This window comes from Paenibacillus aurantiacus (assembly GCF_042431225.1).
Taxonomy (GTDB): domain Bacteria; phylum Bacillota; class Bacilli; order Paenibacillales; family Paenibacillaceae; genus Paenibacillus_Z; species Paenibacillus_Z aurantiacus.
Window position 1 is genome coordinate 108912 of record NZ_JBHMDO010000029.1, and the last position, 25003, is coordinate 133914.

At 54.2% G+C, this 25003-nt stretch carries 15 protein-coding genes; 13 read left to right on the forward strand and 2 right to left on the reverse strand.

The features are described 5' to 3' along the window. Window positions 1-61: 61 nt before the first annotated feature. From ACFFSY_RS17790 to ACFFSY_RS17835, 10 genes are all read left to right on the forward strand, one after another. A complete protein-coding gene (locus tag ACFFSY_RS17790; protein ID WP_377496510.1) occupies window positions 62-1435 on the forward strand; it encodes a diguanylate cyclase domain-containing protein in 1374 nt (457 codons plus the stop codon). A gap of 225 nt (window positions 1436-1660) precedes the next feature. After that, complete coding sequence (locus ACFFSY_RS17795) at window positions 1661-3775, forward strand: methyl-accepting chemotaxis protein (protein ID WP_377496425.1); 2115 nt, start codon at window positions 1661-1663, stop codon at window positions 3773-3775. Between the two features lie 261 nt (window positions 3776-4036). Continuing rightward, window positions 4037-5428: an MATE family efflux transporter gene (locus ACFFSY_RS17800; protein ID WP_377496427.1), complete on the forward strand. Its 1392-nt coding sequence runs from the start codon at window positions 4037-4039 to the stop codon at window positions 5426-5428. 290 nt (window positions 5429-5718) lie between these two features. Further along, window positions 5719-7764: a methyl-accepting chemotaxis protein gene (locus ACFFSY_RS17805; RefSeq protein ID WP_377496429.1), complete on the forward strand. Its 2046-nt coding sequence runs from the start codon at window positions 5719-5721 to the stop codon at window positions 7762-7764. Between the two features lie 336 nt (window positions 7765-8100). Then, entirely contained in the window at window positions 8101-8661 is a 561-nt protein-coding gene (locus ACFFSY_RS17810; RefSeq protein ID WP_377496431.1) for a hypothetical protein, read from the forward strand. A gap of 272 nt (window positions 8662-8933) precedes the next feature. Next, the gene (locus ACFFSY_RS17815) at window positions 8934-10697 is read left to right on the forward strand and encodes a Rieske (2Fe-2S) protein (RefSeq protein ID WP_377496433.1); all 1764 of its coding nucleotides are present in this window, start codon (window positions 8934-8936) and stop codon (window positions 10695-10697) included. A gap of 340 nt (window positions 10698-11037) precedes the next feature. Next, window positions 11038-12981 carry an asparagine synthetase B family protein gene (locus ACFFSY_RS17820; RefSeq protein ID WP_377496436.1) on the forward strand — a complete coding sequence of 648 codons (1944 nt, stop codon included), beginning with the start codon at window positions 11038-11040 and terminating at the stop codon, window positions 12979-12981. Between the two features lie 14 nt (window positions 12982-12995). Continuing rightward, window positions 12996-13124, forward strand: coding sequence for a paeninodin family lasso peptide (locus tag ACFFSY_RS17825; protein ID WP_377496438.1), 129 nt, complete (start codon window positions 12996-12998; stop codon window positions 13122-13124). A 116-nt stretch (window positions 13125-13240) separates the two neighbouring features. After that, complete coding sequence (locus ACFFSY_RS17830) at window positions 13241-14170, forward strand: HPr kinase/phosphorylase (protein WP_377496440.1); 930 nt, start codon at window positions 13241-13243, stop codon at window positions 14168-14170. A 14-nt stretch (window positions 14171-14184) separates the two neighbouring features. Then, window positions 14185-15984, forward strand: coding sequence for an ABC transporter ATP-binding protein (locus tag ACFFSY_RS17835; protein WP_377496442.1), 1800 nt, complete (start codon window positions 14185-14187; stop codon window positions 15982-15984). Window positions 15985-16187: 203 nt separating this feature from the next. Here the strand turns inward: ACFFSY_RS17835 and ACFFSY_RS17840 are convergent, their stop codons facing one another. Both ACFFSY_RS17840 and ACFFSY_RS17845 read right to left on the reverse strand, forming a co-directional pair. Further along, complete coding sequence (locus ACFFSY_RS17840) at window positions 16188-17954, reverse strand: sensor histidine kinase (RefSeq protein WP_377496444.1); 1767 nt, start codon at window positions 17952-17954, stop codon at window positions 16188-16190. After that, on the reverse strand, window positions 17951-19375 hold the full coding sequence (locus ACFFSY_RS17845; protein ID WP_377496446.1) for a response regulator transcription factor: 1425 nt from the start codon (window positions 19373-19375) through the stop codon (window positions 17951-17953). Before ACFFSY_RS17845 ends, ACFFSY_RS17840 begins: the two co-directional genes overlap by 4 nt. Before the next feature lie 234 nt (window positions 19376-19609). On the opposite strand from ACFFSY_RS17845, the gene ACFFSY_RS17850 reads away from it, so the two are divergent. From ACFFSY_RS17850 to ACFFSY_RS17860, 3 genes are read left to right on the forward strand one after another with little or no spacing between them, the layout of a single operon-like run. Next, window positions 19610-21559 carry an exo-alpha-sialidase gene (locus ACFFSY_RS17850; protein WP_377496448.1) on the forward strand — a complete coding sequence of 650 codons (1950 nt, stop codon included), beginning with the start codon at window positions 19610-19612 and terminating at the stop codon, window positions 21557-21559. Window positions 21560-21593: 34 nt separating this feature from the next. Continuing rightward, a complete protein-coding gene (locus ACFFSY_RS17855; protein ID WP_377496450.1) occupies window positions 21594-22580 on the forward strand; it encodes a peptidylprolyl isomerase in 987 nt (328 codons plus the stop codon). A gap of 54 nt (window positions 22581-22634) precedes the next feature. Beyond that, window positions 22635-24962, forward strand: coding sequence for a carbohydrate binding domain-containing protein (locus ACFFSY_RS17860; RefSeq protein ID WP_377496512.1), 2328 nt, complete (start codon window positions 22635-22637; stop codon window positions 24960-24962). Window positions 24963-25003 lie beyond the last annotated feature (41 nt).

Sequence of the window (25003 nt, forward strand, 5' to 3'; positions counted from 1 at the left end):
GCCTCGCAGCAGCATGCTGCCTAATCTCATGGTGATAGGCGCACCCTTGATTGTGGCCGCGATGCTCGTGCCTGTTATTCGCCGACATACGGGAAAGCAGCGAAGATTCTGGGTTTACATCGTATGTGGACTTCTCTTTAATGTCATCGCGCATTACATAAAGGCGTTCGATAATTGGACGGTAGGGCCGAAAGTGTTCGATATTCGCGCGGCGGATCTATTCTATTTGGTGGGCTATCTTTTTCTTGTCATTTCGTTGTTCTCGGTGGGGTTTCGTCTAGGCAAAAGGATCCGCTATCTAGCGGACGCGATCACCATCATGACGACGCTGTTTCTGCTCAGTTGGACGTATGTGATTAAGCCAATGTACGCGCAAGCCGAGATGAGCGGCGCGCTTATATGGATCATTAACTTGATGTATCCGCTGATGGACATACTCATGTTATTCGCCATGATAATGTGGAAATATCAAGGGGACATCCAAGTAAGCCGAGCGGCTCAGTTTTGGCTCATCTTGGGTATCTTGAGCTGTATCGCAGGCGATACGTATTTTCTAGTTAATAGCGTAATTAACGATTGCGCGGTTACGCCGTTAATCGGACCACTCTGGAGCATGGCCGCTTTCTTCTTGCTGCTCGCCGGACGTTCCACCTCAGTAACCCCACGTGAGGATAAGCCTGTCGATATTGATCCTGACAAACGGATCAGACATGTGCTGCCGTATATCGGATTAATGATTCTGACCATCAATCCATTCCTACATCCCAGCGATCTGGTCTACAAGCTTGGGTTGGTGCTGGTTGTCGGAGCGCTCGTGATTCGTCAAATCATGCTCATAGCGGAGCGGGAGAAGCTGCTCATGCAAGTGAATGACACACTCGAGCAGACGGAATATATGGCCCGTCATGACGGATTGACCCAACTGCTGAACCGATGGGCTTTCTCGGAAGAGCTTCACGGAACGATACGCCGTGCCCAAGAGCAGAATCAAATGACTGCATTGTATTACTTTGACCTCGATGGATTCAAGCCGGTTAATGACCGTTACGGTCATCAGATCGGTGATCTTCTCCTAAGTCACATTGCTGCACGGCTCTCGCCTCTCATCGAGGCGGAAGGGATATGCGCACGGTTAGGTGGCGACGAATTCGGTCTTATCCTATATCCGGCGGCCTCTAAGCAGCATATCCGCGAAGTCGCGGATTTCCTATGCGAAGAACTGGCGGCGCCCTTTGAGCTGGAGGCTAAGGAAATTCGCGTCACAACCAGCATAGGCGTTGCCATCCTCGATCAGCGCAAAGAAGTGACGGCTGCTGAATGGGTACGCTCGGCGGATAACGCGATGTATACATCGAAACGTAAGGGCGGAAATCAAACGACGATTGTGGAAATGAATGATGACAACAGCGACGTCATCGCAATGAAGAACGAATAAGCGCAGGCCCCGAAGGGCATTTGGCAAGGATTCGTGACCAGTGGCTACACTGGAACACGAATCCTTTTTTATTTTCAATGGGTTACCTTACATACCTTGCTAAACTTTTAGTAGCATATAACCGATAAAATAGTATTCGTCCACATTAACGGCCAGCTTTTCCAAAAGGAACTGCTATGCCGCATATGGTCGGTCGTATTCTACAAGCACATCGGGGGAATCAACATGAGGCAGCAGGGGAAACCACGTAGAAGGATCGCATTCAAGTGGAACAGTATTAATAACAAAGTGGTCATATCCATCGTAGGTGTAACCTTACTATCGCTCCTTACTGTGGGCGTGGTCGTACAGAACAAAGTGAACCAGCAAACGGAGCAAGATTTCAAACAGGCCATGGACACGCAAATAAACAGTGTGGATGCCAGTATTGCTGCCTATTTTTCGGATGTACAGGCTAATGTTAATATGCTCACCAGTCTTACGCTTCTTAAGGAAACCGATCAAAGAATCACCAGCTATGTCGATAAAAAAGGCGTTAACGGCAAGGTGCCGATGAAGCCCCTCGAAGGTGATCCGCTAGAAGCAGAAGTGTATAGAACGTTCAAATCCTTCGTTAGTGCGCATCCTACGGTGGTAGCATCGAGCTTAGGCGCTGAGGCTAATGGCGGATTTGTACAATATCCGGAGAATGATCGGGATGAAGGCTATGATGCCAGGAAGAGGTCATGGTACAAATTGGCCGTTTCGAATCCTGAGCAGGTTAATTTTTCGGATGCGTATACAACATCAAGCGGCAAACTAGTCATTTATGCCGCGAAAGCGATCAAGGATGATCAGAACTCCCTTCGTGGCGTGCTTAGCGTAGACGTCGATCTGGCCAGCTTGACTCAAATGATGAAGAACAGCCCGATTGGAAGCACCAGTTATATCGTTCTTGTCGACCAATTAGGAAACATTATCGCCCATCCCAAAGAAGAAAAATTAATTTCGACCAATATTGTCGATCTGGGGATTAAAGAATTGTCCGATGTGGCCGCGCTTCCGAAGGAACCCTTCGAAACGGAGCTGCAGGATGGCCAGCAATACGTTGTGAGTGTCATTCCGGCTACGAATGCGAACATTAAACTGAATTATGTCGTCTTCGTCAAGAAGGATGAGTTCTCCGAAAGCGCCAAAGAAATCAGAACCATGATTTACATGGTAACGCTTCTTGTCGTTGTTGTTGCAATCGCTGTTGCCTATTTCGTTTCGAATCGGATTTCCAGACCGATTAAGTTTGCTTCTTCCCATCTGAAACAATTGGGGGATGGGGATTTTACGAAGGAGATTCCGGAGAAGTATTTGCGTGCCGGCGATGAAGTCGGCGATATTATGAGAGATGCGAATACGATGCAACAGAACCTTCTGCATCTGATCCAAGAGATATCCAGTGCTTCTAACCATGTCTCTGCATCCTCGAAAGAATTGATGGATTCAAGTGAACAAACCGTAACGACCGCGAATGAAGTTGCAAGGACAATCGAGGAGATTGCCAACAGCACTGGAGCTCAAGCTCAAGACACGGAGCGGGGCGCCGTGCACATCAATGAACTGGGTGCTTTGATGAGCCAGGATCATGCGAATATTCAAGCACTCAATACATCCGCTCACGAAGTAGATCACTTGAAGAACACCGTCATGAGCATCTTGAACGAGCTGGTCGTGAAGACGAAAACAAGCTATGATGCTGCGACAGATATTGCGGATGTCATTGTGAATACGAACGAAAGTGCAGTGAAGATCGAAAATGCAACGAAAATGATCAAGAGCATTGCCGAACAGACCAATCTGCTTGCATTGAATGCTTCCATCGAGTCTGCAAGAGCCGGGGAGTACGGCCGGGGATTTGCGGTGGTTGCGCAGGAAATCAGAAAGCTCGCGGAGCAGTCAAACACCTTTACCGAGGAAATCTCCGTCATTATCAGTGAATTAACCGAGAAAACAGAATACGCGGTAACGAAAATTCGTGAGGTCGAACAAACCGTTCAGTCACAGACAGACAGTGTCCATCAGACGAATGAACAGGTTGTAGGAATCGCCTCCGCAATTGATAATATGAAGCAAGTGGTCGCTCATATTAATAGCTCTGCGAAGAACATGGAAATCAAGAAGAACGAAATTATCGGCGTAATCGAGAACCTGGCCGCAAGCTCTGAAGAAAATGCGGCAGGAACGGAAGAGGTCTCTGCATCAATGGAAGAACAATCGGCTTCCATGCAAGAAGTCTTGCAGGCGAGCAAGCAGCTTGCGAACCTGTCTGAAAACATGCAGAAAAGCATTGATAAATTTAAATATCAATAAACCGTTTAGGCCAGTTCAAGGTTGAATATACAGCAGGATAACGGCAGCCGGTCACAATGTGATCGGCTGTTTGTGCTTATACGTTATACTTATTTTACCCGGCTTGCCGATTGAGCATACGAATTCAAGCTTAGCAGCGAACGGCTCAGGATGGAGATTACTCATCTGCTTATCGGATGATGAATACCATAGACGTATGCGCCTATACCCACTAAACTAAGGTAAGCACAGCGAATAGGGAATATAGGGAGCCATCAAACCGTGACAACAACAAATCACATTCCATCCTGGAAAAAGCTCAGTCTCTTTGCCGTCACCTGGCCTATTTTTATTGATTCCGTTCTTCGGATGCTGCTCGGGACGGTGGACGTCTTTATGATCAGCCGCATTTCGGACACGGCGACCGGGGCGGTGGGACTGGCCAACGAACTCATTTTTTTCTGTATTCTGATGTTCGGCTTTGTCGGCATCGGTACCAGCGTAGTGGTCGCCCAATATATTGGGGCGGGGCGCGAGCAGGAAGCAAGCCGCATCTCGGCGCTCGCCATCACGATTAATCTGGTATTCGGCATTCTCGTCAGCATCGTTATGTTCTGGTTCGGTGAACCACTGATGCGGCTCATGCATCTGAGCACCGAGCAGATCGAAATAGCGGGAGGCTATTTAAAAATCATCGGCGGTTTTATTTGGATCGAGGCACTCTCTTACGCCATTTCGTCGGTTATACGGTCACATGGGAAGACCAAGAGCGTCATGTATGTCACTTTAGGCGTCAATGCGATCCACCTGGCCGGCAATTATTTGCTTATATTCGGCAGTTTCGGCTTTCCGGAATGGGGTGTTACGGGAGCGGCGATTTCGACGGTTGCCAGCCGCTTGGTCGGGATCATCGTCCTCTTCGTGATTCTATACCGATCCATTCCATCGCCGATTCAGTTCAAGGATTACATTACCTGGAACGGTTCGTACGTGAAGAAAATCTTGAGCGTCGGTCTGCCTGCCGCTGGCGAGCATCTGTCCTATCAGTCGCAATACCTGATGGTCATCTCATTTGTTAACCTCATTGGCGTCACGGCGCTGAATACGCACGTCTATGTCATGAACGTCTCGAATTATTACATGGCGCTTGCGCTTGCGATCGGTGCGGGTACGGAGATCATAGTCGGCCAAATGGTAGGCGCAGGGGATATGAATGCGGCTTACCAAAGACTGATGAAGAGCGTGAAAATTAGCTTTGTTCTCACGTTCGTTATCGTAGGCGCAGCCTCGATATTCCGCCATGAGCTGATGGGGATGTTCACGGAAGATCCGAATATCATCGCCGCCGGCGCGACGATATTCTTGCTGTCTATCGTGCTCGAGCCTGGCCGGACGTTTAATATGGTCATCATCAATTCGCTTCGCGCAGCCGGAGATGCGCGATTCCCTGTCTTTATAGGCGTGCTATCCATGTGGGGCGTTTCGGTGCCGCTCGCTTATGCGCTGGGCATCCATTTCGGATTCGGGTTGCTTGGAATCTGGATCGCGTTTGCGGTGGATGAATGGCTGCGCGGGTTCATGATGCTGCTTCGCTGGAGAAGCCGGGCATGGGAGAAGAAAGCGCTCGTCAAGCCGATCAACGCATCCGAACCGGGCATCGAGGTGCAGATTTAGTGCAGTGACAATGGCGTATCAAGTATAGTAACCGTATAGAGGCGTCAAGAACAATTCGATGTTCTTGACGCTTTTTAATGGCTAGCTGTTCCTTCTGTCGTTGAGCGATCGGGCGGCACTTTTATTATGAAGAAATACGAGGTTTGAGAAACACGTTCAGCCTTTCACTTATTTGCTAACAGTTACCGTCATGGGAATCAAACGGGATTGTTGACCTAGGACTTTCGTCGTATTACACTTAATATACTTTTTCAATTGAACCATGTCTTTTACACCAAGGAGCCTGCACAATGAGAAGCATTAAATTCATCTTTATCCTCATCATGACGCTGATGGCAGTCATCATATTCATTTCACAATCCATCTTCAGTTTTTATCAATTTCAGAATCAGGTTTTCAAGGACGCCGAGAAAAAGCTGATTTATCAAGCGGATGCAACCGCCAGTGAGATCAACAACGCACTGGAAAAATCACGGACGTTATCGGAAGCACTATCGCTTACCGCAAGCCGTGCTGAGCTGAAAGATTTAAGTCTGCTGGAAGCATCGGCTTTATCCTACGCTGCGGCGGATCCGCTGATCAGTGGATCTGGATTCTGGTTTCAACCCAACCAATTTGATCCCCAAAAAAGAATCTTTTCCCGATATGCTTATAAATATGAAGACGGCATCCGGTTGGATGAGACATATAGCACAGGCGAATACGATTATCTGAAAGATACCTGGTATGTTAACGGCTTTAAGGGACTGCAGGATGTTTGGTCCCTGCCTTATCTAGATCCAGTTTCCGGATCTTCAATGCTTACCATGACAAGCGCCATCTTGAAGAACGGTGAGACCGTCGGCGTCACGACAGTCGACTTGAATTTGAAAGAACTGCAGAAGAAAATAGCAGACCTGACTGTAGGGGAAAAGGGTTATGCCATGATGGTTGCCTCGGACGGAGCCTATGTCGCCCATAAAGATGCAAATAAAAACTTGAACAATAAAATCACCGATGAGCAGGGCGAATTTGAACCCGAACAAGCGAAAATAATCCTGAGCGCTGCGGCTGGAGGGACGTTCAGGTCCGTTGTGGGCGGCAACAATGTTTATGTGACTTATGCGCCGATCGGGGAAACCGGGATGAAGCTTGTCACGGTGATGTACGTGAGCGAGTTGATGGGACCGATATACAGAAATTTGATTATCAGCGGCATCGCATTCGTAGTGGCAATTGTCGTCTTTATAGGCCTGTTATATCTGTTTGTCACGCGCCAGGTCGTGTCCCCCATTCATCGCTTGGACCGTGAGATCCGTGCTCTCGTGGAGAAAGGCGGAGATCTGACGCAGACAATTCCGATCCTCTCTCGCAATGAGATCGGTCGTTTGGCCGGTTCCATCAATGAATTTATCGCTAATCTGCGTACGATCATCGCTCAGGTCGCACATCATGCCAATACGATCAAAGGGATATCGAGTACAACCGTCCAATCAGCCACTGAAGCGGGTAGCGCTGCTGAGCAAACGGCTGCAATCACGCAGGATGTCGCCGAAGGAGCCGCAAAACAGTCCGAGTATGCGACAGAAATGGTCGACAAATTGGCGGACAATCGGAAGCAAATCATAGAGGCGCAGTCGGCGATTGAACGTTCTGCCGATGCATCCCATCAATCGAACGGGATCGCGGTGCGAGGTGAATTGGAGATCAGTACAGCTGTTCGTGCAGCCGGGCAAATCAATGAATCTACCCATGAGACCATGATCATGATGAATAAATTAAAGGAAAGGTCCATGCAGATCGATGAGATTGTGACGGCGATCACAGCCATCTCCGGAACCACTAATTTGCTCGCACTCAACGCTTCCATTGAAGCGGAACGGGCCGGTGAGCATGGACGGGGCTTTGGAGTTGTAGCCAAAGAAATTCGCCATCTAGCTGAGCAGTCACGGAAATCTGCCGAAGATATAGCTTCATTAATTCGCCTGATCCAAGAGGAGACGAAGGCTTCCGTTCTCAAGATGGAACAGAATACGAAATTGGCTGACCAGTTAACAATCCGTATGGCCACCGGCAATGAAGCATTCCTGGAAATTAAGCGCCATGTGGATGAAACGAGTACAAGCCTCAATCTCGTCCGTGGTACACTGGATAAGCTCGCGATGAATTCGGAACAACTGCTGTTATCCATGACGGACACGGCCGCTATTACGGAAGAAACGGCTGCTTCGGCAGAATCGGTATCTGCTAATGTGGAGGAGCAAAATGCTTCCATTGAGGTAATGGTACATGGTATGAACGAACTGGACCGGATTTCGGAACAATTGCGCAATGAGGTGGCAAAGTTTAAGGTCTAGCTTGTACAGACCGGAAGATGCACATTGAGGATCCGCTTGGTTAGCGGATCTTTTTTATGTAGGCAACGGAACATGGAGCTAGGGATTCCGCCTGCAGCGTGCGTTCGCCATATCCCCGACGACGTGGCATGCCGAGCGGGCACCGTCTTCCAGCAGCGGCGCCCAATGTCCGGTCTCCTTGGCGACCGACTCGCTAGGGGAACGCTGTAACCTGATCTTCCGACTTGTCTTCGTGCCCGTCTGCGGTCGAGCATCGAACCGTGCCACAGAGCGATTCCGAAACGGGTTTCATCCCTTATCCTTATAAGCATAACGATAGTGCTAGGGGAGAAAGTTATGGAAGATAGCTTGAAGGTATACGTGCTGCTGACCGATACGGGGACGATCTTCACGAGGCTCATTAAGCTATTCACCAAGGTGCCGTTGAACCATGCTTCGATTGCGCTGGACTCGTCGCTCGAGGAAGTGTACAGCTTTGGCCGCAAGTGCCCGAAGAACCCGTGGATCGGCGGATTCGTACGGGAAGATGTACGGGGCGAGCTGTTTGAGGGCGCTACGTGCGCCGTGTTCTATTGCAAGGTCGACCGGGAATCGTTCGCGCGGATGAAGTCCAGAATCGAAGAGATTAAGCGGAATGAGCACCAATACAAATATAATCTGCTCGGCTTGTTCGGCATACTGCTCAAGAAGCGAATCAGGCGCGAGCGGGCTTACTTCTGCACGCAATTCGTCGCCGCGATGCTGGAGGAGAACGGGATCTCCGTCAGCGCCAAACCGTCCGAGCTCACTACCCCGTATGATTTCGAGCAGACGAATGCGCTGCGTACGATGTATCGGGGGAGTTTACGCACTTATATCGCCAGGCAGAGGGAGGATATGCACATCGCCGCGAAGTAAAGGCTGATCTTGGCTTACGACGTCGAGAACCCGACCAGCGGCGCATCGCCATCGTGACCGGAATCACTAGAGCAGCTATTGATTAGTTGCTCTTTTTGTCGTGCTAGCTATCTTGCTGATCGGCGATCACTCGCCTCAGGCTAAAGTCGTAGTGATGTTCCAACTTTCTGCCGAGGTAAATCCTATCCCTGTACTCTAAACTTGTATTAAACAAATAAAGGATAGGATGGAGTAGCCCTCTAGCTCAGGCAATGTGAAAAGGAGGACAATGAATGGTAGCTGCGGATTGGATTCACGTTGGCAGACTGGAGCAACTGCAAGCAGAAGGCGTTAAAGTCGTGAAAGGCGGAATCGCCGTGTTCGCTCACGAGGACGGTGCGGCGGCCGTTGACAATCTCTGTCCGCATTTGGGCTTCCCCTTGCATTTAGGGAGCTTGTGCAACGGGATCTTAACCTGTCATTGGCACCACGCCCGTTTCGATCTTTGCAGCGGCGGTACCCTTGATCCTTGGGCGGACGATGCCTTGGCTCATGAGGTGAGAATCGAACAAGGCGAAGTCTGGGTACATGCCGCGCCCAAACGCGTAATGAACAGAGACGAACTTAGGCAACGGCTGCAGGAGGGGCTCGAGCAAAATATCGGCATCGTTATCGCCAAAGCCGTCGTTGGACTCATCGAAGCCGGCGTATCGGAAGACGAGATCGTTCGTATTGGGATTGACTTTGGCACGGCTCAACGAGGAGGGTGGGGCAGCGGGTTGACCATACTTGCCGCGATGAGAAACGTGCTGCCGAAGTTGGATAAAAACGGCCGGATCTTAGCGTTATTCCACGGCTTGTCCCATGTCGCGCGTTCTGGCGCGGGAAGTGCGCCGCGCCGGTTGCTGCAGCCTTTACCGAGCACCGAACTGCCCATCGAACGCCTCGCCGGCTGGTATCGCGAATGTATAGAAGTTCGCGATACGCAAGGAGCAGAGAAGGTGTTATTAACTGCGCTCGCGGGCGGGAGTTCGCCGGAATTGCTGGCGGATATGATGCTGGTAGCCGTCACGGATCATTTCTATCTAGACGGCGGCCACACGTTCGACTTCCACAACAAAGCTTTTGAAATGCTCGCCGTCTGCGGGCCGGATATGGCAACGAAAATTCTCGCTTCTCTCACGCCCATGATGAGCAACCCCTCTCGCGGCGAAGAACAGCATCATTGGCAAGCGCCTGTAGATCTCGTGACTCCCCTGAAGGAAATATTCGAACGGATGCAAGCTTGCGGTCCTGCAGCAAATCGTTCGGCCGAACCCGGCAAGATCGTCTTTGAGGACGAAGCATTCGTAGAACAACTTCTAAGCGACCAGCCCCTGACGACACTTGGCCGAATGGAAGAGGCGCTGCAGAATGGCGTTCCGGCAGCGCATATAGCGCGTCTGATCGCGCTCGCGGCAGCTGAACGAATCGTACGATTCCATACTCAAAATGATTTTAGAGACTGGATCGCGGTGCTTCACACCTTCACCTATGCGCACGCTGTACATGAGAGAATGATTCGGTCTGCCGAGCCACTACTGAATCGCGCGCTTTTCTTCGGTGCCATCGCACTCTACCACGACCGGTTCCTTAATGTCCCGCGAGCGCCCAAGCCAAAAGCAGACGTCTATCGGAGCGAAATAGCCGACGCCTCGACGGATCAATTATTGTCGCTTCTGGATCGTCGTCAGCAGGTGGAGGAGGCTGCGGGCTGGGTGTCGGCGTACCTCGAGGCCGATCGGGATCCGGCCGCATTAATCCAAGCGCTTGGCCATAGCTTATTGCGCGAAGATGCGGAGTTCCATTCCTTTCAACTGTTCGAAGCGGCGGTAACGGAATTCGACCACTGGCGTAACATGCCGGGCGATTTTGCTTCGCGTGCCGGAGAGGTCATGCTCATCGCATGCGCGCGTTATTTGGCGGCGCATGCGCCGACAGCCCGGGAATTGCCTCGTACCGCGCATATTGCGTGGCGGCTGCATCGCGGCGAGAAATTATTCGAATCCGAGTCATGAATGGATAAGTTGACGTGAGCGCGGTTGCGTGCGGCCGCATGCATGTCAGGGAACGTAATAAGAATGCTGACCGTTGGTTTTCCAATGGTTGGCATTTTTTTGCGGTATGAAACCACGGCCTCATAACGAACCCTGTCACCGTCTAGTTACTGCAGCTCAGCCTTAGCCAAATCATGGCGATGCGCCATATCGGGAAGGAATCGTTCGAGAAATGCATCCGATTGCGACAGGACGGACCGAAAACTACGGAGGGTCGCGAATAGTTAAGGAGTAAGGAAATTTTTTTGCTCTTCACGATACGTAACGTATCAAAATAACGATACCAATTGGAGATATTCACATGAGTGCCATCGCAGGAATCGTCCAGCATGCGGGCTTGTCGCCGGATGACCGCCAGCTCGAACGAATGATGCAGGTCTTGGAGCGTTATCCGGCCGACGATCGGCGAATGTGGCGGACAGCGCATGCAGCCTTCGGCTGCCATGCGCAGTGGATCACGCCCGAATCGCGCGGCGAGCGGCTCCCTTATTACTGTGAGCGGACCGGGCGGGCCATTACGGCCGATGCCATTCTGGATAATCGGGAGGAGCTGTTCGACCGGCTGCAGATCGAACGCGGTATGCGCGCAGGGGTGACGGACAGTGAATTGATTCTTGGTGCTTACGAGGCTTGGGGAGACGAGGCGCCGAGGTATTTAATCGGCGACTATGCGTTCGCGATCTGGGACGCGAAGCGCAGCAGGCTGTTCGGGGCGAGGGATTTGCAGGGCAACCGAACGCTCTATTACAGCGCGGGGGAGCACCGGTTCGCTTTCTGCACCGTTATCGGTCCGCTGCTGGAGCTGCCCGGCATCAGGCGTGAGGCGGACGAGTCGTGGCTGGCGGAATTTCTGGCCATCCCGGTCATTCTGGATACGGTCGACGTGCATGCCACGGCCTATCGGGGAATCAGGCAGATTCCGCCCGGTCATTCCTTCTCGCTGACCGGGGGACGTTTGAGGCTGCGGCAGTACGATGCGATCGCCGTTCCGCAGAAGCCGCTCAAGCTGAAGACGGATGGAGATTACGTCGAGGCCTTCTGTCAGGTGTTCCGCGAAGCGGTCCAAGCGAGGCTGCGCACATTCGGGGAGGTCGGCGCGAGCCTGAGCGGCGGCTTGGATTCGGGCGCGGTCGTAAGTTTCGCGGCCGAATCGCTGCGCGGTCAAGGGAGGACGCTGCATACTTTCAGCAGCGTACCGCCGGCCGACTTCGTCGACTGGACGCACAAGAGCATGGAGGCCGACGAATCCCCGTTCATTCAAGCAACGGTCCGGCATGTCGGGAACATCTCGAACCGCCGCTTGGATTTTGCCGGGCGCAGTCCGTTCGACGAGGTCGACGAATTGATTGGGCTTATGGAAGCGCCTTACAAATTTTTCGAGAATTCGATCTGGATCAAAGGCATGCTCGAGGAAGCGAGCCGGAAGGGGATCGGCGTTTTGTTGAACGGGGCGGCAGGTAATTTCACGATCTCGTGGGGGCCGGCGCCGGACTACTATGCCCGGCTTTTGCGGAGGCTGCAATGGAGACGGCTGAATGCCGAATTGAAGGCTTTCGGCCGCTATAACGGGGTCGGCCGCAAGAAATGGCTGCCTTATATTGCAGGGTTGGCGTTGCGCCAGGGGAGACATTCTTCCAAACGGCGGTCCGAAGAAGAACGGCCTTCGCTGATTCATCCGGAGCTCGCCAGGCGAACGAACGTGATGGAGAAGCTTCAAGGCCATGATGTCGGATTATCCGAGTGGAGCGAGCATGCTTCAAGGGCGTATCAGTTCGAAAATTTGGCCGCGGCCAACCATCAGGGGACATCGGCAACCAAGCTGGCGCTTCAATACGGCGTGGCCGAGCGCGATCCGACGGCTGATCCGCGGGTGATCCGGTTCTGTCTCTCCCTTCCGATGGAGCAATTCGTCCAAAACGGCATGGACCGGGCGCTTGTCCGCAGGGCTACGGCAGGCATGCTTCCGGAAGAGGTCCGTCTCAATCAGAGGGTACGCGGCGTGCAGGGAGCGGATTGGATTCACCGCATGCGCTTCTCCTGGCCGGCATTGACCGATGAGGTGCGGCAGCTGTGCGCAGATCCAGCCGCGGCCGCGTATCTGAACACGGACCAGATTCGGCAGTCGCTTCAGAAACTCGGCCCTTCGCCCAGGGTGGAGGCGGCGTTCGATCCCGACGCGCGGATCGTCATGCAGAGCCTGATCGTCTATCGATTCCTTCGCCGGTTATCCGGATCGAAGACTTGAAAGGAGGTGATACCATGAGAAAAGACTGGCAGCAACCGAACCTGGAAGTGCTGGACGTCTCCGCGACAATGGGCGGACCGAACGGTTTGTATCCGGACAAGAACGGCAAAGGCGCGAACAACGGCAAGCCGCATGCTTCCTAGATAACGCTCTTTTAGTATGGAAAACAGACCCTTATGCACGCGAAGCGTATAAGGGTCTGTTTCCCGTAGAAAACGGGGCGGCGGGTTGTCCAGCTAACAAAAAAAGGGGGATCATCATGGAATCGAACGTTCAGCAGCAGAAGGTGTACGCTTCCTTCGGCCTGCGAATCGCAAGCGAAATCGAGCTGCCGGAGCTTCTCCCGGGCAAGCCGCAGGAGCCGGATTGGGCGGATATCGACATCCGTCTGGAGGATCTTGAATCCGTGTGGCGGGAGCACGAAGTGCCGGGCGACTATTACGCGTTTCTTCCGGACCGGTTATTGTTCTATGTGCCGGATATCGCCATTTTCAGCGTGAGCGGAGGGCGGGAGATCGGCGTCTCTCCGCTGCCCGGCTCGGAGGAGAGGGCGCGTCGTCTCTATGTCCTCGGCACCTGCATGGGCACTATCTTGATCCAGCGCAAGATACTCCCGCTTCACGGTAGCGCCGTTCTCATCGACGGCCGGGCGTATGCGATCGTCGGGGATTCCGGCGCTGGCAAATCGACGCTGGCGAAGGCGTTCGTCGAACGGGGCCACAGGCTGCTGAGCGACGATGTCATTGCCGTGTCGCAGGCCGGCCCACATGGCCGGCCGATCGTACAGCCCGCCTACCCGCAGCAGAAGCTGTGGCAGCAAAGCCTCGACCGGTTCGGACTCGATAGGCGGAGCTTCGAGACGCTCTACGAGACCAAATATGCCGTACCGGTCCGCTCGAGGTTTTGCGCGGATCCGATGCCTCTGGCCGGCGTCTTCGAGCTCGCCAAGTCCGAGGAGGAGGAGATCGAGCTGGCGCCGTACAAGGGTCTCGAGTCGCTGTCGGTTTTGCGGATGCATACGTTCCGGCAGTTTCTGATTCCGCAGTTTGGGGAGGATTCGTGGCATTTCTCTGCCATTGCGCAGTTGGCCGGTCAAATTCCGGTCTATCGCTTAAGAAGGCCTGAGGGACCGGGCTTCACGGCATACGAGCTCGTCGACCGTATCCGAGCCGCGGTATCCGGCAGCTGAGGAGGAAGCCCGATTTGAAGGAGTTATTCATTTATGTGCGCAAACTGAGGCAATTCGCGGGGCTGAAGCTGTATGTGAGCATGGTCGGCATGCTGGCCGCCAGCCTGCTTGAAGGAGCGGGTGTCGTCCTGCTCCTCCCGCTGCTCACGCTGGCCGGTCTGGCCGGGCCCGCCGCTACCGACGGGTTTACGCTGCCGCTTCACATGCCAGCTCCGCTTCGCGAGCTGCCGGATGGGATGGGCCTGCCCGCGGCGCTCGCGATATTTGCGGCAATCCTGATCGGCCAGGCCGGGCTGCAGCGCCGGCTCAGCATCCTGAGCGAGCAGATCGAGCAGGGATTTATCCGTAAGCTTCGCCAAGACCTGTACCGCGCGATGCTGCAGGCGGATTGGTCGTTCTTCCTGAAGCAGCGCCGGTCCGACTTTATCCATTATCTGACGGGCGAGCTATCCCGGGTCAGCTATGGGGTCTACTTGTTCCTCCAGCAATCCATGACGCTGCTGTTTACGCTCGTCCAGCTCGGTCTGGCGCTGTGGCTGTCGGTCGAATTGACGGTCGGCGTACTCTGCTGCGGCGTGCTGTTGGCGCTGTTCGCGCGTCGATATACCCGTAAGTCCCGGCGAATCGGGGAAGCGACGACTTCCCTCATGCAGCTGTACTTGGCCGGGCTGACCGACCATTTGGGCGGCATGAAAGAAATCAAGAGCAGCGGCCTGGAACGCCAACATTACGGCTGGTTCCGGGAGCTGTGCAGCCGGATGGAGCGGAATATGGTCGACTTTTCGACCGTGCAGGCCAGTTCCCGTTTTGCCTATAAAGCGGCGTCCGCGCTGCTGATCGTGCTGTTCGCATATGCGGCTCTTGCCCTGCTGCACGTCCAGGCGGAGAAGCTCGCTCTGATTCTGGTCATCTTCTCGCGCCTATGGCCGAAGTTTCAGTCGCTGCAGTCCGGTGCGGAGCAGCTGGCTCAATCGCTCCCCGCGTTCAAGGCGCTGGCCGACTTGCAGTCGGAACTGGCGGGCGTCCAATCGATGGACGTAGAGAAAGAACTTATCGAAGCAGGCCCGGCGGCGCTTAAGCTGGGTATCGAATGCAAAGGCGTCTATTACCGTTATGAGGCGGATGCCTCCGCTTACGCGCTCGAAGATATCCGTCTCTTCATCCCTGCGGCCGGCACGACGGCAATCGTCGGCCAATCGGGAGCGGGCAAGAGCACCTTGGTCGACGTTCTCGTCGGGCTTGCCGTCCCGGAGCATGGAGAGGTGCTCATCGACCGCAAGCCCCTGACCGGAGAGGGCGCACTGGCGTTGCGCCGTACGGTGGGCTATGTCTCGCAGGATCCGTTCCTGTTTCACGCCAGCATCCGGGACAATCTGTCGGCCGCCGCTCCCGGAGCCTCTGAAGAGGAGATGTGGGAAGCGCTGCGCTTCGCAGCGGCCGATCACTTCATCCGCGATCTGGCGGACGGACTCGATACCGTTCTCGGGGATCGGGGCGCCCGCTTGTCCGGCGGAGAACGTCAGCGGATCGTGCTGGCCAGAGCGATTCTGCGGAGGCCCGCCATCCTGATTCTGGACGAAGCAACCAGCGCGTTGGACGGCGAGAACGAGGCGCTGATCCAAGAAGCGCTGGAACGCCTCCATGGCAAAATGACGATCATCGTCATTGCGCATCGGCTGTCGACGATCCGCGGCGCGGATCAAGTCGTCGTCATGGAGAACGGCCGGATCGTGCAGCAAGGGGGATTCCGCGAACTGGCGGGCGATGTCCGGGGGGCGCTCGGCATGATGCTAAGTAGAACGGAGGCGGGCTAAGCGCTATCGGTTGAGGGAGCGGTTCTTCTCGTATAGTTGTTGGAAAGGCGCCAGAGGGATAACATCCCTTTGGCGCCTTTTGGTGGAACGTCCGAAGGCTCATCGCCTGACGCCAAATGGCAGCGCGATTGCCATCGCAGCCGTTGACGAGAACGGGCAGAGAGGCGGCAATGCGCCGCTTCTCTGCCCCGTTTGTTCGTCACTCATGCCGGCACGTAAGGCAATCGGATACGGATGACCGTTCCGCTGCCGAACCAGCTATTGATCTCGATCCCGTAATCCTCCCCGTAATGGAGCCGAATCCGGTCGTTCACGTTTTTCATGCCGATATGTTGATTGGCTGCGCGGTCCGTCGAACGAAGCGTGTCCCGAAGTCTCGCTAATCGTTCCGGATCGATGCCGACGCCATTGTCCGTCACGGTAATCTCCACATAACGGTCTTCCCGCAGCTCCGATTGAATGACGATTTTGCCGCCATTCTCATGCGGCTCCAGCCCGTGCGTCAGCGCGTTCTCGACGAGCGGTTGGATGATCATTTTCGGGATAAGGATGTCTTGCAGCTCCGGTACGTGATACTGCTCGAACTGAATGCGTCCCGGGAACCTGCCTTGATGAATCGTAATATAGGCGGCGACGATCTTCAGCTCTTCCTCCAGCGTGACCTCGTTCGTTCCTTTGATGCTGTAACGAAGCATCCGGCTTAAGGCCGCGGTCATCTCATAGATCTCCCGATTCCCTTTCACAATGGCGATGCCTTTGATTGCATCCAATGTATTGCTTAAGAAATGCGGTTTGATCTGGCTTTGCAAGAACGACATCTCCGCTCGCTGCCGTTCGATATCTGCTTGGTAGAGCTCGCCTGTCGTCTCGAGCAGCTGCTGCGTCAGATCGTTGATCCGGTTGAGCATCGTGTTGAACTGGGTCGAGATTACCTCGATCTCGGCATAACCCTCCAGCTCCACCTTCGTATGAAGCACCTCCAGATTGCCGCTCTTCAGCCGTTTCATGAACGCGATCAGCTTCCCGAGCGGCTTCAAAATATTCATCATGAGGATGAAATACGGAATGGTGACAAGCGCAAGCGTGATGAGCAGCATGATATAGCTCGTTCGCTTCAGTCCGTCCAGCTCTTGGACGAGCTTGCCGATCGGAACTGCCGATACGATATTGCCGTTAATCTCCGGCAAAGCGAACGACTGAATCGCGTACGACTTGCCGTTGATCTTCTCGACAATCGCGCTTTCCCCATAATCCGAATAGAGCGCTAGGCGTTCTTGGTCTAGATGAAGAACCGAACCGCCCTCGTTCGCGTAAGCCAGCTCGCCGTTCGTTCGAAGATAGATGCTCGTGCCGGCCAATCGTGGGAATTTCTCGATTTCGGATTGAATGGATTTGGCGTCCAGGACAACCGCGATGAAGCCGATTTTCTCGCCGTACCGGTACGTATCGCGCGAAGCGAACAAATTCATGCCGAACAGGAACATATCACGGCCGAGCGAGGGATCATTTTGAATAAATCCGCCGTAGTGGACATCGACATCCCTGTCCTTCATGTTGGCCATCATGCGCTGCGCGATCGTGATTTTGCCCGTCAACGTGCTGTGCTTGCCGGATGCGTTCACGATAATAATGTCGATGATATCCGGGGTCGTGCTTTTGATGACGCCCATTAGGCTGTTTACTTTCTTCGACAGCTCGTACGTCCGGTAATCGTCGTTCTCGGCTAGAAAATCTTGTACGGTCGCGTCGTAGCCCATATTGACCATGACGGCCGAGATTTTGGCATAATTGTCGGATACGCGCTGCTTCAAATTGGATACGAGCTCCATGTTGTATTGCGTGTTCTGATCGACGATCACTTCGCTGGATTGCCGGAAGGCCATGATGCCGACAAGCGGAATCACGGCAAGCAGAATCGCGCCGATCGCCAGCACCTGCGTCCGAATGGATAGCTTCTTGATCGCTCTCATCGCGCCTCCCGGTACTGAGTCGGCGTCATGCCGTTAAGACGCTTAAAGATGCGGGTGAAATAAAAGTAGTCGTTAAAGCCGCATTTCTCGCCGATCTGACTGACCGTCATATTCGTCTCGGCCAGCAGCTTGCACGCGTATCGGATGCGCAGGCGAGATAAATATTCCACGAAGTTCTCCCCGACCTCTTTCTTGAATAGCTGGGAAAGATAGGTGGGACTTAGGTGGAACTTCTCGGATAAGCTTTGGACCGAAATTTCTTCGTTAAAGTGATGATGAATATACCGCAGAATGTCCTTAATCCGGCTATGCGTGACGCCTGCAAGTCGAGAAGACAGCTCGTCCGAGAAGTGGTTGAGCGTATGCATCACGAGATAATCGATCATCGCGTCGGCTTGGCCAAAGTCGTAATAGAGTTGGTCATAGCCATCGAGGAACCGGGTCTGCACGTTGACGCCTTCTCTAGTGAAGAGGTACATCACGGTATTAAAGATCAGATTCGCGTCCCTGATGGACAGCAGACCGCGGTGGAATAAAGGTCTGCAGGACTCCATGACCGCGGTGAACCGAATGCTGTCCTTCCGGGCAAGCACGTCGGCCAGCTCCGTGAGCAGATCGTCGATCGGCGACCCCGAAGGCTCTGACGCATGAAAGATGCCGCGCTTTCCCGTCGAGAAGGAACCGTAAGCCGCGAAGGAGGCCGCCTCCAGCGCGGCTACGAGCTCGACCGGAGAGGAAGAGGGCAAGCCGACGCCAACGCTGAATTCCGGGCTGTTGCCAGAGAAGTCAAGCGAGCTTAGGAAGCTCTGGACTTCATGGCTGTATACGAAGCAGCCTATGCGTCTTCTGGACATGCGGAAGCGAAGATGGATAAGATCCGCGGATGGAGCGGGAGCATAGCCGTGAATGACGATTGGCGTGACGGGAAGTCCGGCGCTTGGCGGCATGCCGGCGTTAGCCAGTTTCTCCTTCAGAAGCTCCTCGTTGCCTGAGCATAGCACTTCATATAGATCCTCTGAGTCTTGATGGGGCTCGGACTTGGCGTGGTTGTTGAGGGTGTGTGCGAGCCGCTCCAATAATCCTTCGATCTCCTCGATCTCGAAGGGCTTCAGACAATAGCCGAACGTGCCGTAATTCAATGCTTTCTGCGCATAGGCGAATTCCGCGTGTCCGCTTAGCACGGCGAAGTAGGTGTGAGGCGAGAGGACTTTGCCTCGTTTAATCAGCTCTAGTCCGCTGACGAGCGGCATTTTAATATCCGTCAGCACGAAGTCCGGCAAGAGCGTCTCGATCAGCTTCAGCGCCTCCTGTCCGTTCTCCGCTTCGCCCACGACTTGAAAGCCGTATTTCTCCCAATCAACGCCCGCTTTAATGCCCTCTAGAATCCATCTCTCATCATCTACGATGATAGCTTTGTACATAGGCGTTGCCCCCTTATTAAGCAATCGTATCGAGCAGGAACTTGAATGGGTATAGAAAAAAATTCGATAAATATGGACATTGCCATGAATTCAAATCAGGAACTTAATTTCATACGAATGGACAGCGAAAATAACGTTTTTATCTATACGGAACGAAACTAAGTTTTCATTATAATATGGCTGCATACAGGATGAAAGGTGTTGAAGGCAGCACCAACAAAGGAGTGAGCAAGCGTGCCAAATTTTCATCCGCAGCCCGTCTATTATCCCGATCTAGCCGGGTCGAAAGCCTACCGTATCCCATCCATGATTACGACGTTGAAGGGTACGGTCATCGCGGGTATCGACGCCAGAATCGCCGATCAGACTGACAATCCCAATCAGATCGATGCCACCATTAGACGGAGCGAAGATCACGGCAAGACGTGGGGAGAGGTGCAGAAGCTGGTCGCGTTCGCTGGAGAAGGTCTCGATGGGGCGGCGGCGATTGATACCTCGCTGCTGCAGGATCAGACAACGGGCAACATATTTATGATCTATTGCCATACGCCCGGAGGAATCGGGCTATGGAACAGCAATGCCGGGCGCGGATTCGATACGGACGGACGAAGACTGTTATATGACCGGGAAGGAAGCGAATATGCGCTGGAGACAGATGGAACCGTCACGAATGGGGAAGGTCTGATCACCGACTACAAAGTTGACCCGCAAGGCAACGTATTCAAGCAGGATCGGCCGCAGGGGAACATCTATTTCAAGCAAGGCACAGATGCCGATGAAAGTCTGCTGGAAGCGCGGACATCGTTTCTTCAGATCATTCAAAGCGAAGACGATGGCGTGACCTGGTCTACGCCAAGAGACTTGAACCCGATGGTGAAAGAGGAATGGATGCGGTTTATCGGTTCCGGGCCGGGCTGCGGCATACAGCTGATGCATGGGAAGCATGCCGGACGATTGTTGTTCCCGATCTACTTCTCGAACGAAGCCTATCAGATGTCATGTGCCTGCATTTATAGCGACGATCATGGCGTCACTTGGCGGCGAGGCGAATCGCCGAACGACGGCAGGATCGTTGATGGCGAGACGTTGTCCGCGCGAACACTTGCGGAGAACAGGCATAATTTGACCGAAACCCAAGTCATCGAGCTGCCTTCCGGAGAGGTCAGGGCGTATATGCGCAATCATGCGGGAGTCCAGAGAACAGCCATTGCTTCGAGTTACGATGGCGGGCAAACCTGGGGCGAGGTTACCTTCGACATGGCGCTGACAGACCCGACTTGCCAGTCCAGTGTCATCCTATATCCCGACCAGGGCGACGGCAAAGTTCGCGTCCTCTTCTCCAATCCGAGCGATGAGAAGACAAGAGTGAAAGGAACCGTCCGGTTAAGCGAAGACGGGGGCATAACCTGGCCGTACAGCAGAGTTGTGGAGGAAGGGTTCTTTGGGTATTCCTGCTTGACCGCGCTGGCGAACGGGGAGGTCGGCATTTTGTACGAGCGCGTCTTCGACTACTCGGATTGGAACAACATGGACATCCCGTTCGGATCGTTCACGCTGGAGTGGTTGAAAGCCGGCGACGAAGCCGAGCCGGTAGAGGCCTGCACGTCGTTCCCGACCTATAGGAACAGGATGGGATTGTTCGAGGTATTGCCGCCCGTTCGCGACGCCGTCGTTTTTGCGGGGGATAGCCTGACGCAGCGGAATCAATGGTCGGAGTTTTTTGCGGATGTGAAGGTCGTGAACCGCGGCATTGACAGCGACCGCGTCGCGGCGTTGGCGCAGCGATTGGATGCGATCCTTGCGCTCGAGCCACGCAAACTCTTTCTGATGATCGGCATCAACGACGTCTACGACGGCAAGGAAGACGCCGTTATCCTGAATCATTACGAGGCGTTGTTGGTCCGGATAAAGCAAGCGCTCCCCGCAACCCGCCTGTATGTCCAAAGTTTGCTTCCCGTTAATAACGGCGTGTACCACCATCAGCTTCAGAATGAGGCGATCCGCCGTTTCAATAGTCGATTAGCCGAACTTTGCGGCCGGCTCGACGTTCCGTTCCTCGATCTGTACGGGCATTTCCTGAACGGGAACGAGATGGATGCGGAGTATACGGATGATGGGTGCCATCTCACGGGGCGCGGCTACAGCCGCTGGGTACAACTAATCGAGACTTATGTGAAGGAATAAGAGCAGGCATCGTTAATAAGCGGGGGGCATGGGCATGAAACAGCGGATGGCCATTTTCCTTGCCGTCCTAACATTCGCAGCGGTAATCGGCGCTTTATATGCCGTGTTCTTAACTAGCGGGGGGCGGTCGCCGGCGACCGACGAGCATGCGATCGCATTCATGAACGGAGCGCCAATTGAAGCGGAGGAGCTGCAGCTATTTACCCGTCCCGGGGGCAGTCTGAATGCAATATCGCATCCGCAAGGGAACGGGAACGAAGACGCAATGCGAGACGTCATGAAAGCGAAGCTCGTGCAGCTGGAAGCGGTCAGTCGCGGCTTGCTAGCCGACAGTTCATACGCGGCCTTCGTGAAGGAATGGGAGCTGGAGAACCAACGCAGATCCCAAGCGTTGCAGCGCGGGGAGGTGATCTATGGACCGAAGCAATATGCCTTGCGCGCTTATTACGATTATCGGCAATCGCTTCTGTTCCAATCCGTGAAGAACATTTGGTCGCAGCAGCGCTTGACGTTGACCGAGTCGGCGCTGCTTGCGTTCTACGACCGCCATAAGGAGACGCTTGCCAGAAAACAAGATCGCATTACGTTGTACAAACTGATGGCGCCGAACGAGCAGCGTATCCGAGAATGGCAATCGCAATTGGATGACGGGGCAACGTTCATGGAGCTCTTCGACGCCGCCGGCGCAGAGTCTGGCGCAGCGGCAATCGAGCGCATCGATCCCGGCAATTACAGAGAAATCTCCAAATATCGTAGCGGATTGTACGATCTCGCGACGAGAATGAGAGAGGGCGAAGTCAGCGACCTATGGATGGAGAATCAAACCTACATGATTCTGCTGTGCGCAGAACGGGAAGCATCCGGCTACTTACCGTTCGCCGAAGTACGAGAGGAGGTGGTCAATCGATACAGGGACGCGGCGTTCGAGACCTACTTGGAAGGACTTCTGCGTAACGCGGAGGTCCGCTACACCAGTCGTTACGAAGCGCTTGCAGCAGCAACAGCAAGGCAGGGAGGCTAACTTGAAGAGCAGGATCACATGGAAATCAAAAGGAGGCGAATTGGCGTGAGAACAATGATTCGTACCGGCTATCTGACCGCATGCCTGTTTCTATTCGGCTTGATCGGCGCAGCGGCTTCGGCGGCAGCGGCAACTTATTATGTGGACGCGACAGGCGGTAATGACGCAAGTCCCGGGACGGCTTCCAACGCCGCTTGGAAGACGCTGACGAAAGTGAACAGCGTGACCTTTCAGCCCGGCGACCGGATCCTATTTAAGAAAGGCGAATCTTGGACAGGGATGCTGTGGCCCAAAGGCAGCGGAGCAAGCGGCAATCCGATCGTTGTGGATGCTTACGGAACCGGGAATGCGCCCCTCTTCAACGGCAATGGGCAAGAGGCGACGGTGTATTTGTACAATCAGGAATATTGGGAGATCCACAACCTCGAGATCATCAATGATAACGGCGCGAGCTCCAAGCGAAGCGGCATCTACGTCGTGAATGAGAATAGCGGCACCTTGAACCATATTTATCTCGTCGGCAACAACATTCACGATGTGTACGGGAATAACGTCAAAGACGCGAACGGCAGCTCGGGCATCAAAGTCAGAACGAAAGCAGGCTCTGTTCCGTCCAACTACAACGATGTCAAGATCGACGGGAATACGGTGGGACCCCGCGTCGACCGGACCGGCATCGATTTGAACTCCGACTTCTGGTGCCGGCCGGATGCGGAATGCACGGGCACATATAACTGGTATCCCAGCACGAAGGTGTTGATCCAGAACAATTATGTAACCGATGTCGGCGGTGACGGCATCGTGCCTCAGAATACGTCGGGCGCGATCGTCCAATACAACACGGTGAACGGGTTCAACAGACGCTCCGGAATGGTGAACGCGGGCATCTGGTCTTACAATGCGGACGACACGATTATCCAGTATAACGAAGCGTTCAACGGCAAAACGACGCTGGACGGTCAGGGCTTCGATATCGATTACGGACAATCCCGTACGATCATGCAATACAACTACAGCCACGATAACGAAGGCGGGTTCATGATGGTGACGCAGCCGGGAACAGCCAAAAACGACGGCGGCATCGTACGCTACAATATTAGCCAGAACGACGGCGCCCGCATCTTCCAGTTGGCCGGTCCGATCACGAACGTGCAAATCTACAACAATACGCTTTATTTGGGCGCAGGTCAGACCGCATCTCCGATCTATGCCAATTCCTGGGGCGGATATCCGAAATCGGTTGCGTTCTACAATAATATTTTCCACCTGGAAAGCGCGGGTACCTGGTACGGATTGAACACGGTCGCGAACTTGACGTTCAACTCCAATACGATCTACGGCGTCCATACGGCGGGAGAGCCTTCCGATCCGAACAAATCGACGGCCAATCCGCTGCTGGCTAGCCCAGGCAGCGGTACCGGTCGCCTTTCCGTAGAAGGTTACAAGCTGTTGGCGAACTCGCCAGCACTGGGCGCAGGGACGCTCATCGCGGGCAACGGCGGCAAGGATTATTGGGGCAATGCGGTGTCCGCCTCGGCCGCGCCGAACCGGGGAGCTTATAACGGCGCGGGCGTGACGGCGCCTCTACCCAGCGATTTGGTCGCCAATGGCGGGCTCGAATCGGGCGCGTTGTCGCCATGGTCGGGCTGGAACGGGGCGAGCGTCATCAGTTCGAATGCGAAGTCCGGTACGTACGCCTTGCGGTTGCCCGGAGGTTCAAGCTCGGCGGAGCAGGTCATCCAAGTCCAACCGAACACAACCTACACGTTGACCGGTTATGCGTTGACGACAAGCAGCGCCGAGCCCGTCCATCTCGGGGTCAAAAACTTCGGCGGAACGCAGCAGTACGCAAGCATGACTGGCGTAAGCTACGCGAAAGGCACGGTCACCTTCACGACGGGCGCCGCCAATACGACGGCCACGATTTACCTGTATAAGCCATCCGGTACGGCGGTCGCCTACGGGGATGACTTCTCGGTTCAGAAGAGTCCGGTTAGCAACGGCGGATTCGAATCGGGAGGCTTGGGTTCCTGGTATGGCTGGAATGCGGCAGCGGTCGTGAATACCCAAGCGAGAACGGGTTCGTATGCGCTGCAATTGGCGGGAGGTCCCGTGTCGGCCGAGCAAGTCGTGACGCTAAGCCCGAACACGACGTATACGTTGACCGGCTTCGCCAAGACAGGGAATTCAAGCGAGCCCGTTCATATCGGGGTCAAAAATTATGGAGGCTCGCAGCAATTCGCCAGCATCTCGAGCACAACCTATACGGCAGGCTCCGTAACCTTTACAACGGGAAGCACGAACACGAGCGCCACGATTTATGCGTACAAACCTTCCGGGACGTCAAGCGCGTACATCGACGACATCGTAATTACGAAATGACGAACGAAGGGCATTTCTTCGACAATCGACGGAATGCCCTT

Coding starts and splice junctions, on each gene's coding strand:
- ACFFSY_RS17830 (WP_377496440.1), top strand. CDS start 13,241: ATGGAATCGAACGTTCAGCAGCAGAAGGTGTACGCTTCCTTCGGCCTG.
- ACFFSY_RS17815 (WP_377496433.1), top strand. CDS start 8,934: ATGGTAGCTGCGGATTGGATTCACGTTGGCAGACTGGAGCAACTGCAA.
- ACFFSY_RS17790 (WP_377496510.1), top strand. CDS start 62: ATGCTCGTGCCTGTTATTCGCCGACATACGGGAAAGCAGCGAAGATTC.
- ACFFSY_RS17795 (WP_377496425.1), top strand. CDS start 1,661: ATGAGGCAGCAGGGGAAACCACGTAGAAGGATCGCATTCAAGTGGAAC.
- ACFFSY_RS17855 (WP_377496450.1), top strand. CDS start 21,594: ATGAAACAGCGGATGGCCATTTTCCTTGCCGTCCTAACATTCGCAGCG.
- ACFFSY_RS17845 (WP_377496446.1), bottom strand. CDS start 19,375: ATGTACAAAGCTATCATCGTAGATGATGAGAGATGGATTCTAGAGGGC.
- ACFFSY_RS17860 (WP_377496512.1), top strand. CDS start 22,635: ATGATTCGTACCGGCTATCTGACCGCATGCCTGTTTCTATTCGGCTTG.
- ACFFSY_RS17805 (WP_377496429.1), top strand. CDS start 5,719: ATGAGAAGCATTAAATTCATCTTTATCCTCATCATGACGCTGATGGCA.
- ACFFSY_RS17840 (WP_377496444.1), bottom strand. CDS start 17,954: ATGAGAGCGATCAAGAAGCTATCCATTCGGACGCAGGTGCTGGCGATC.
- ACFFSY_RS17810 (WP_377496431.1), top strand. CDS start 8,101: ATGGAAGATAGCTTGAAGGTATACGTGCTGCTGACCGATACGGGGACG.
- ACFFSY_RS17825 (WP_377496438.1), top strand. CDS start 12,996: ATGAGAAAAGACTGGCAGCAACCGAACCTGGAAGTGCTGGACGTCTCC.
- ACFFSY_RS17820 (WP_377496436.1), top strand. CDS start 11,038: ATGAGTGCCATCGCAGGAATCGTCCAGCATGCGGGCTTGTCGCCGGAT.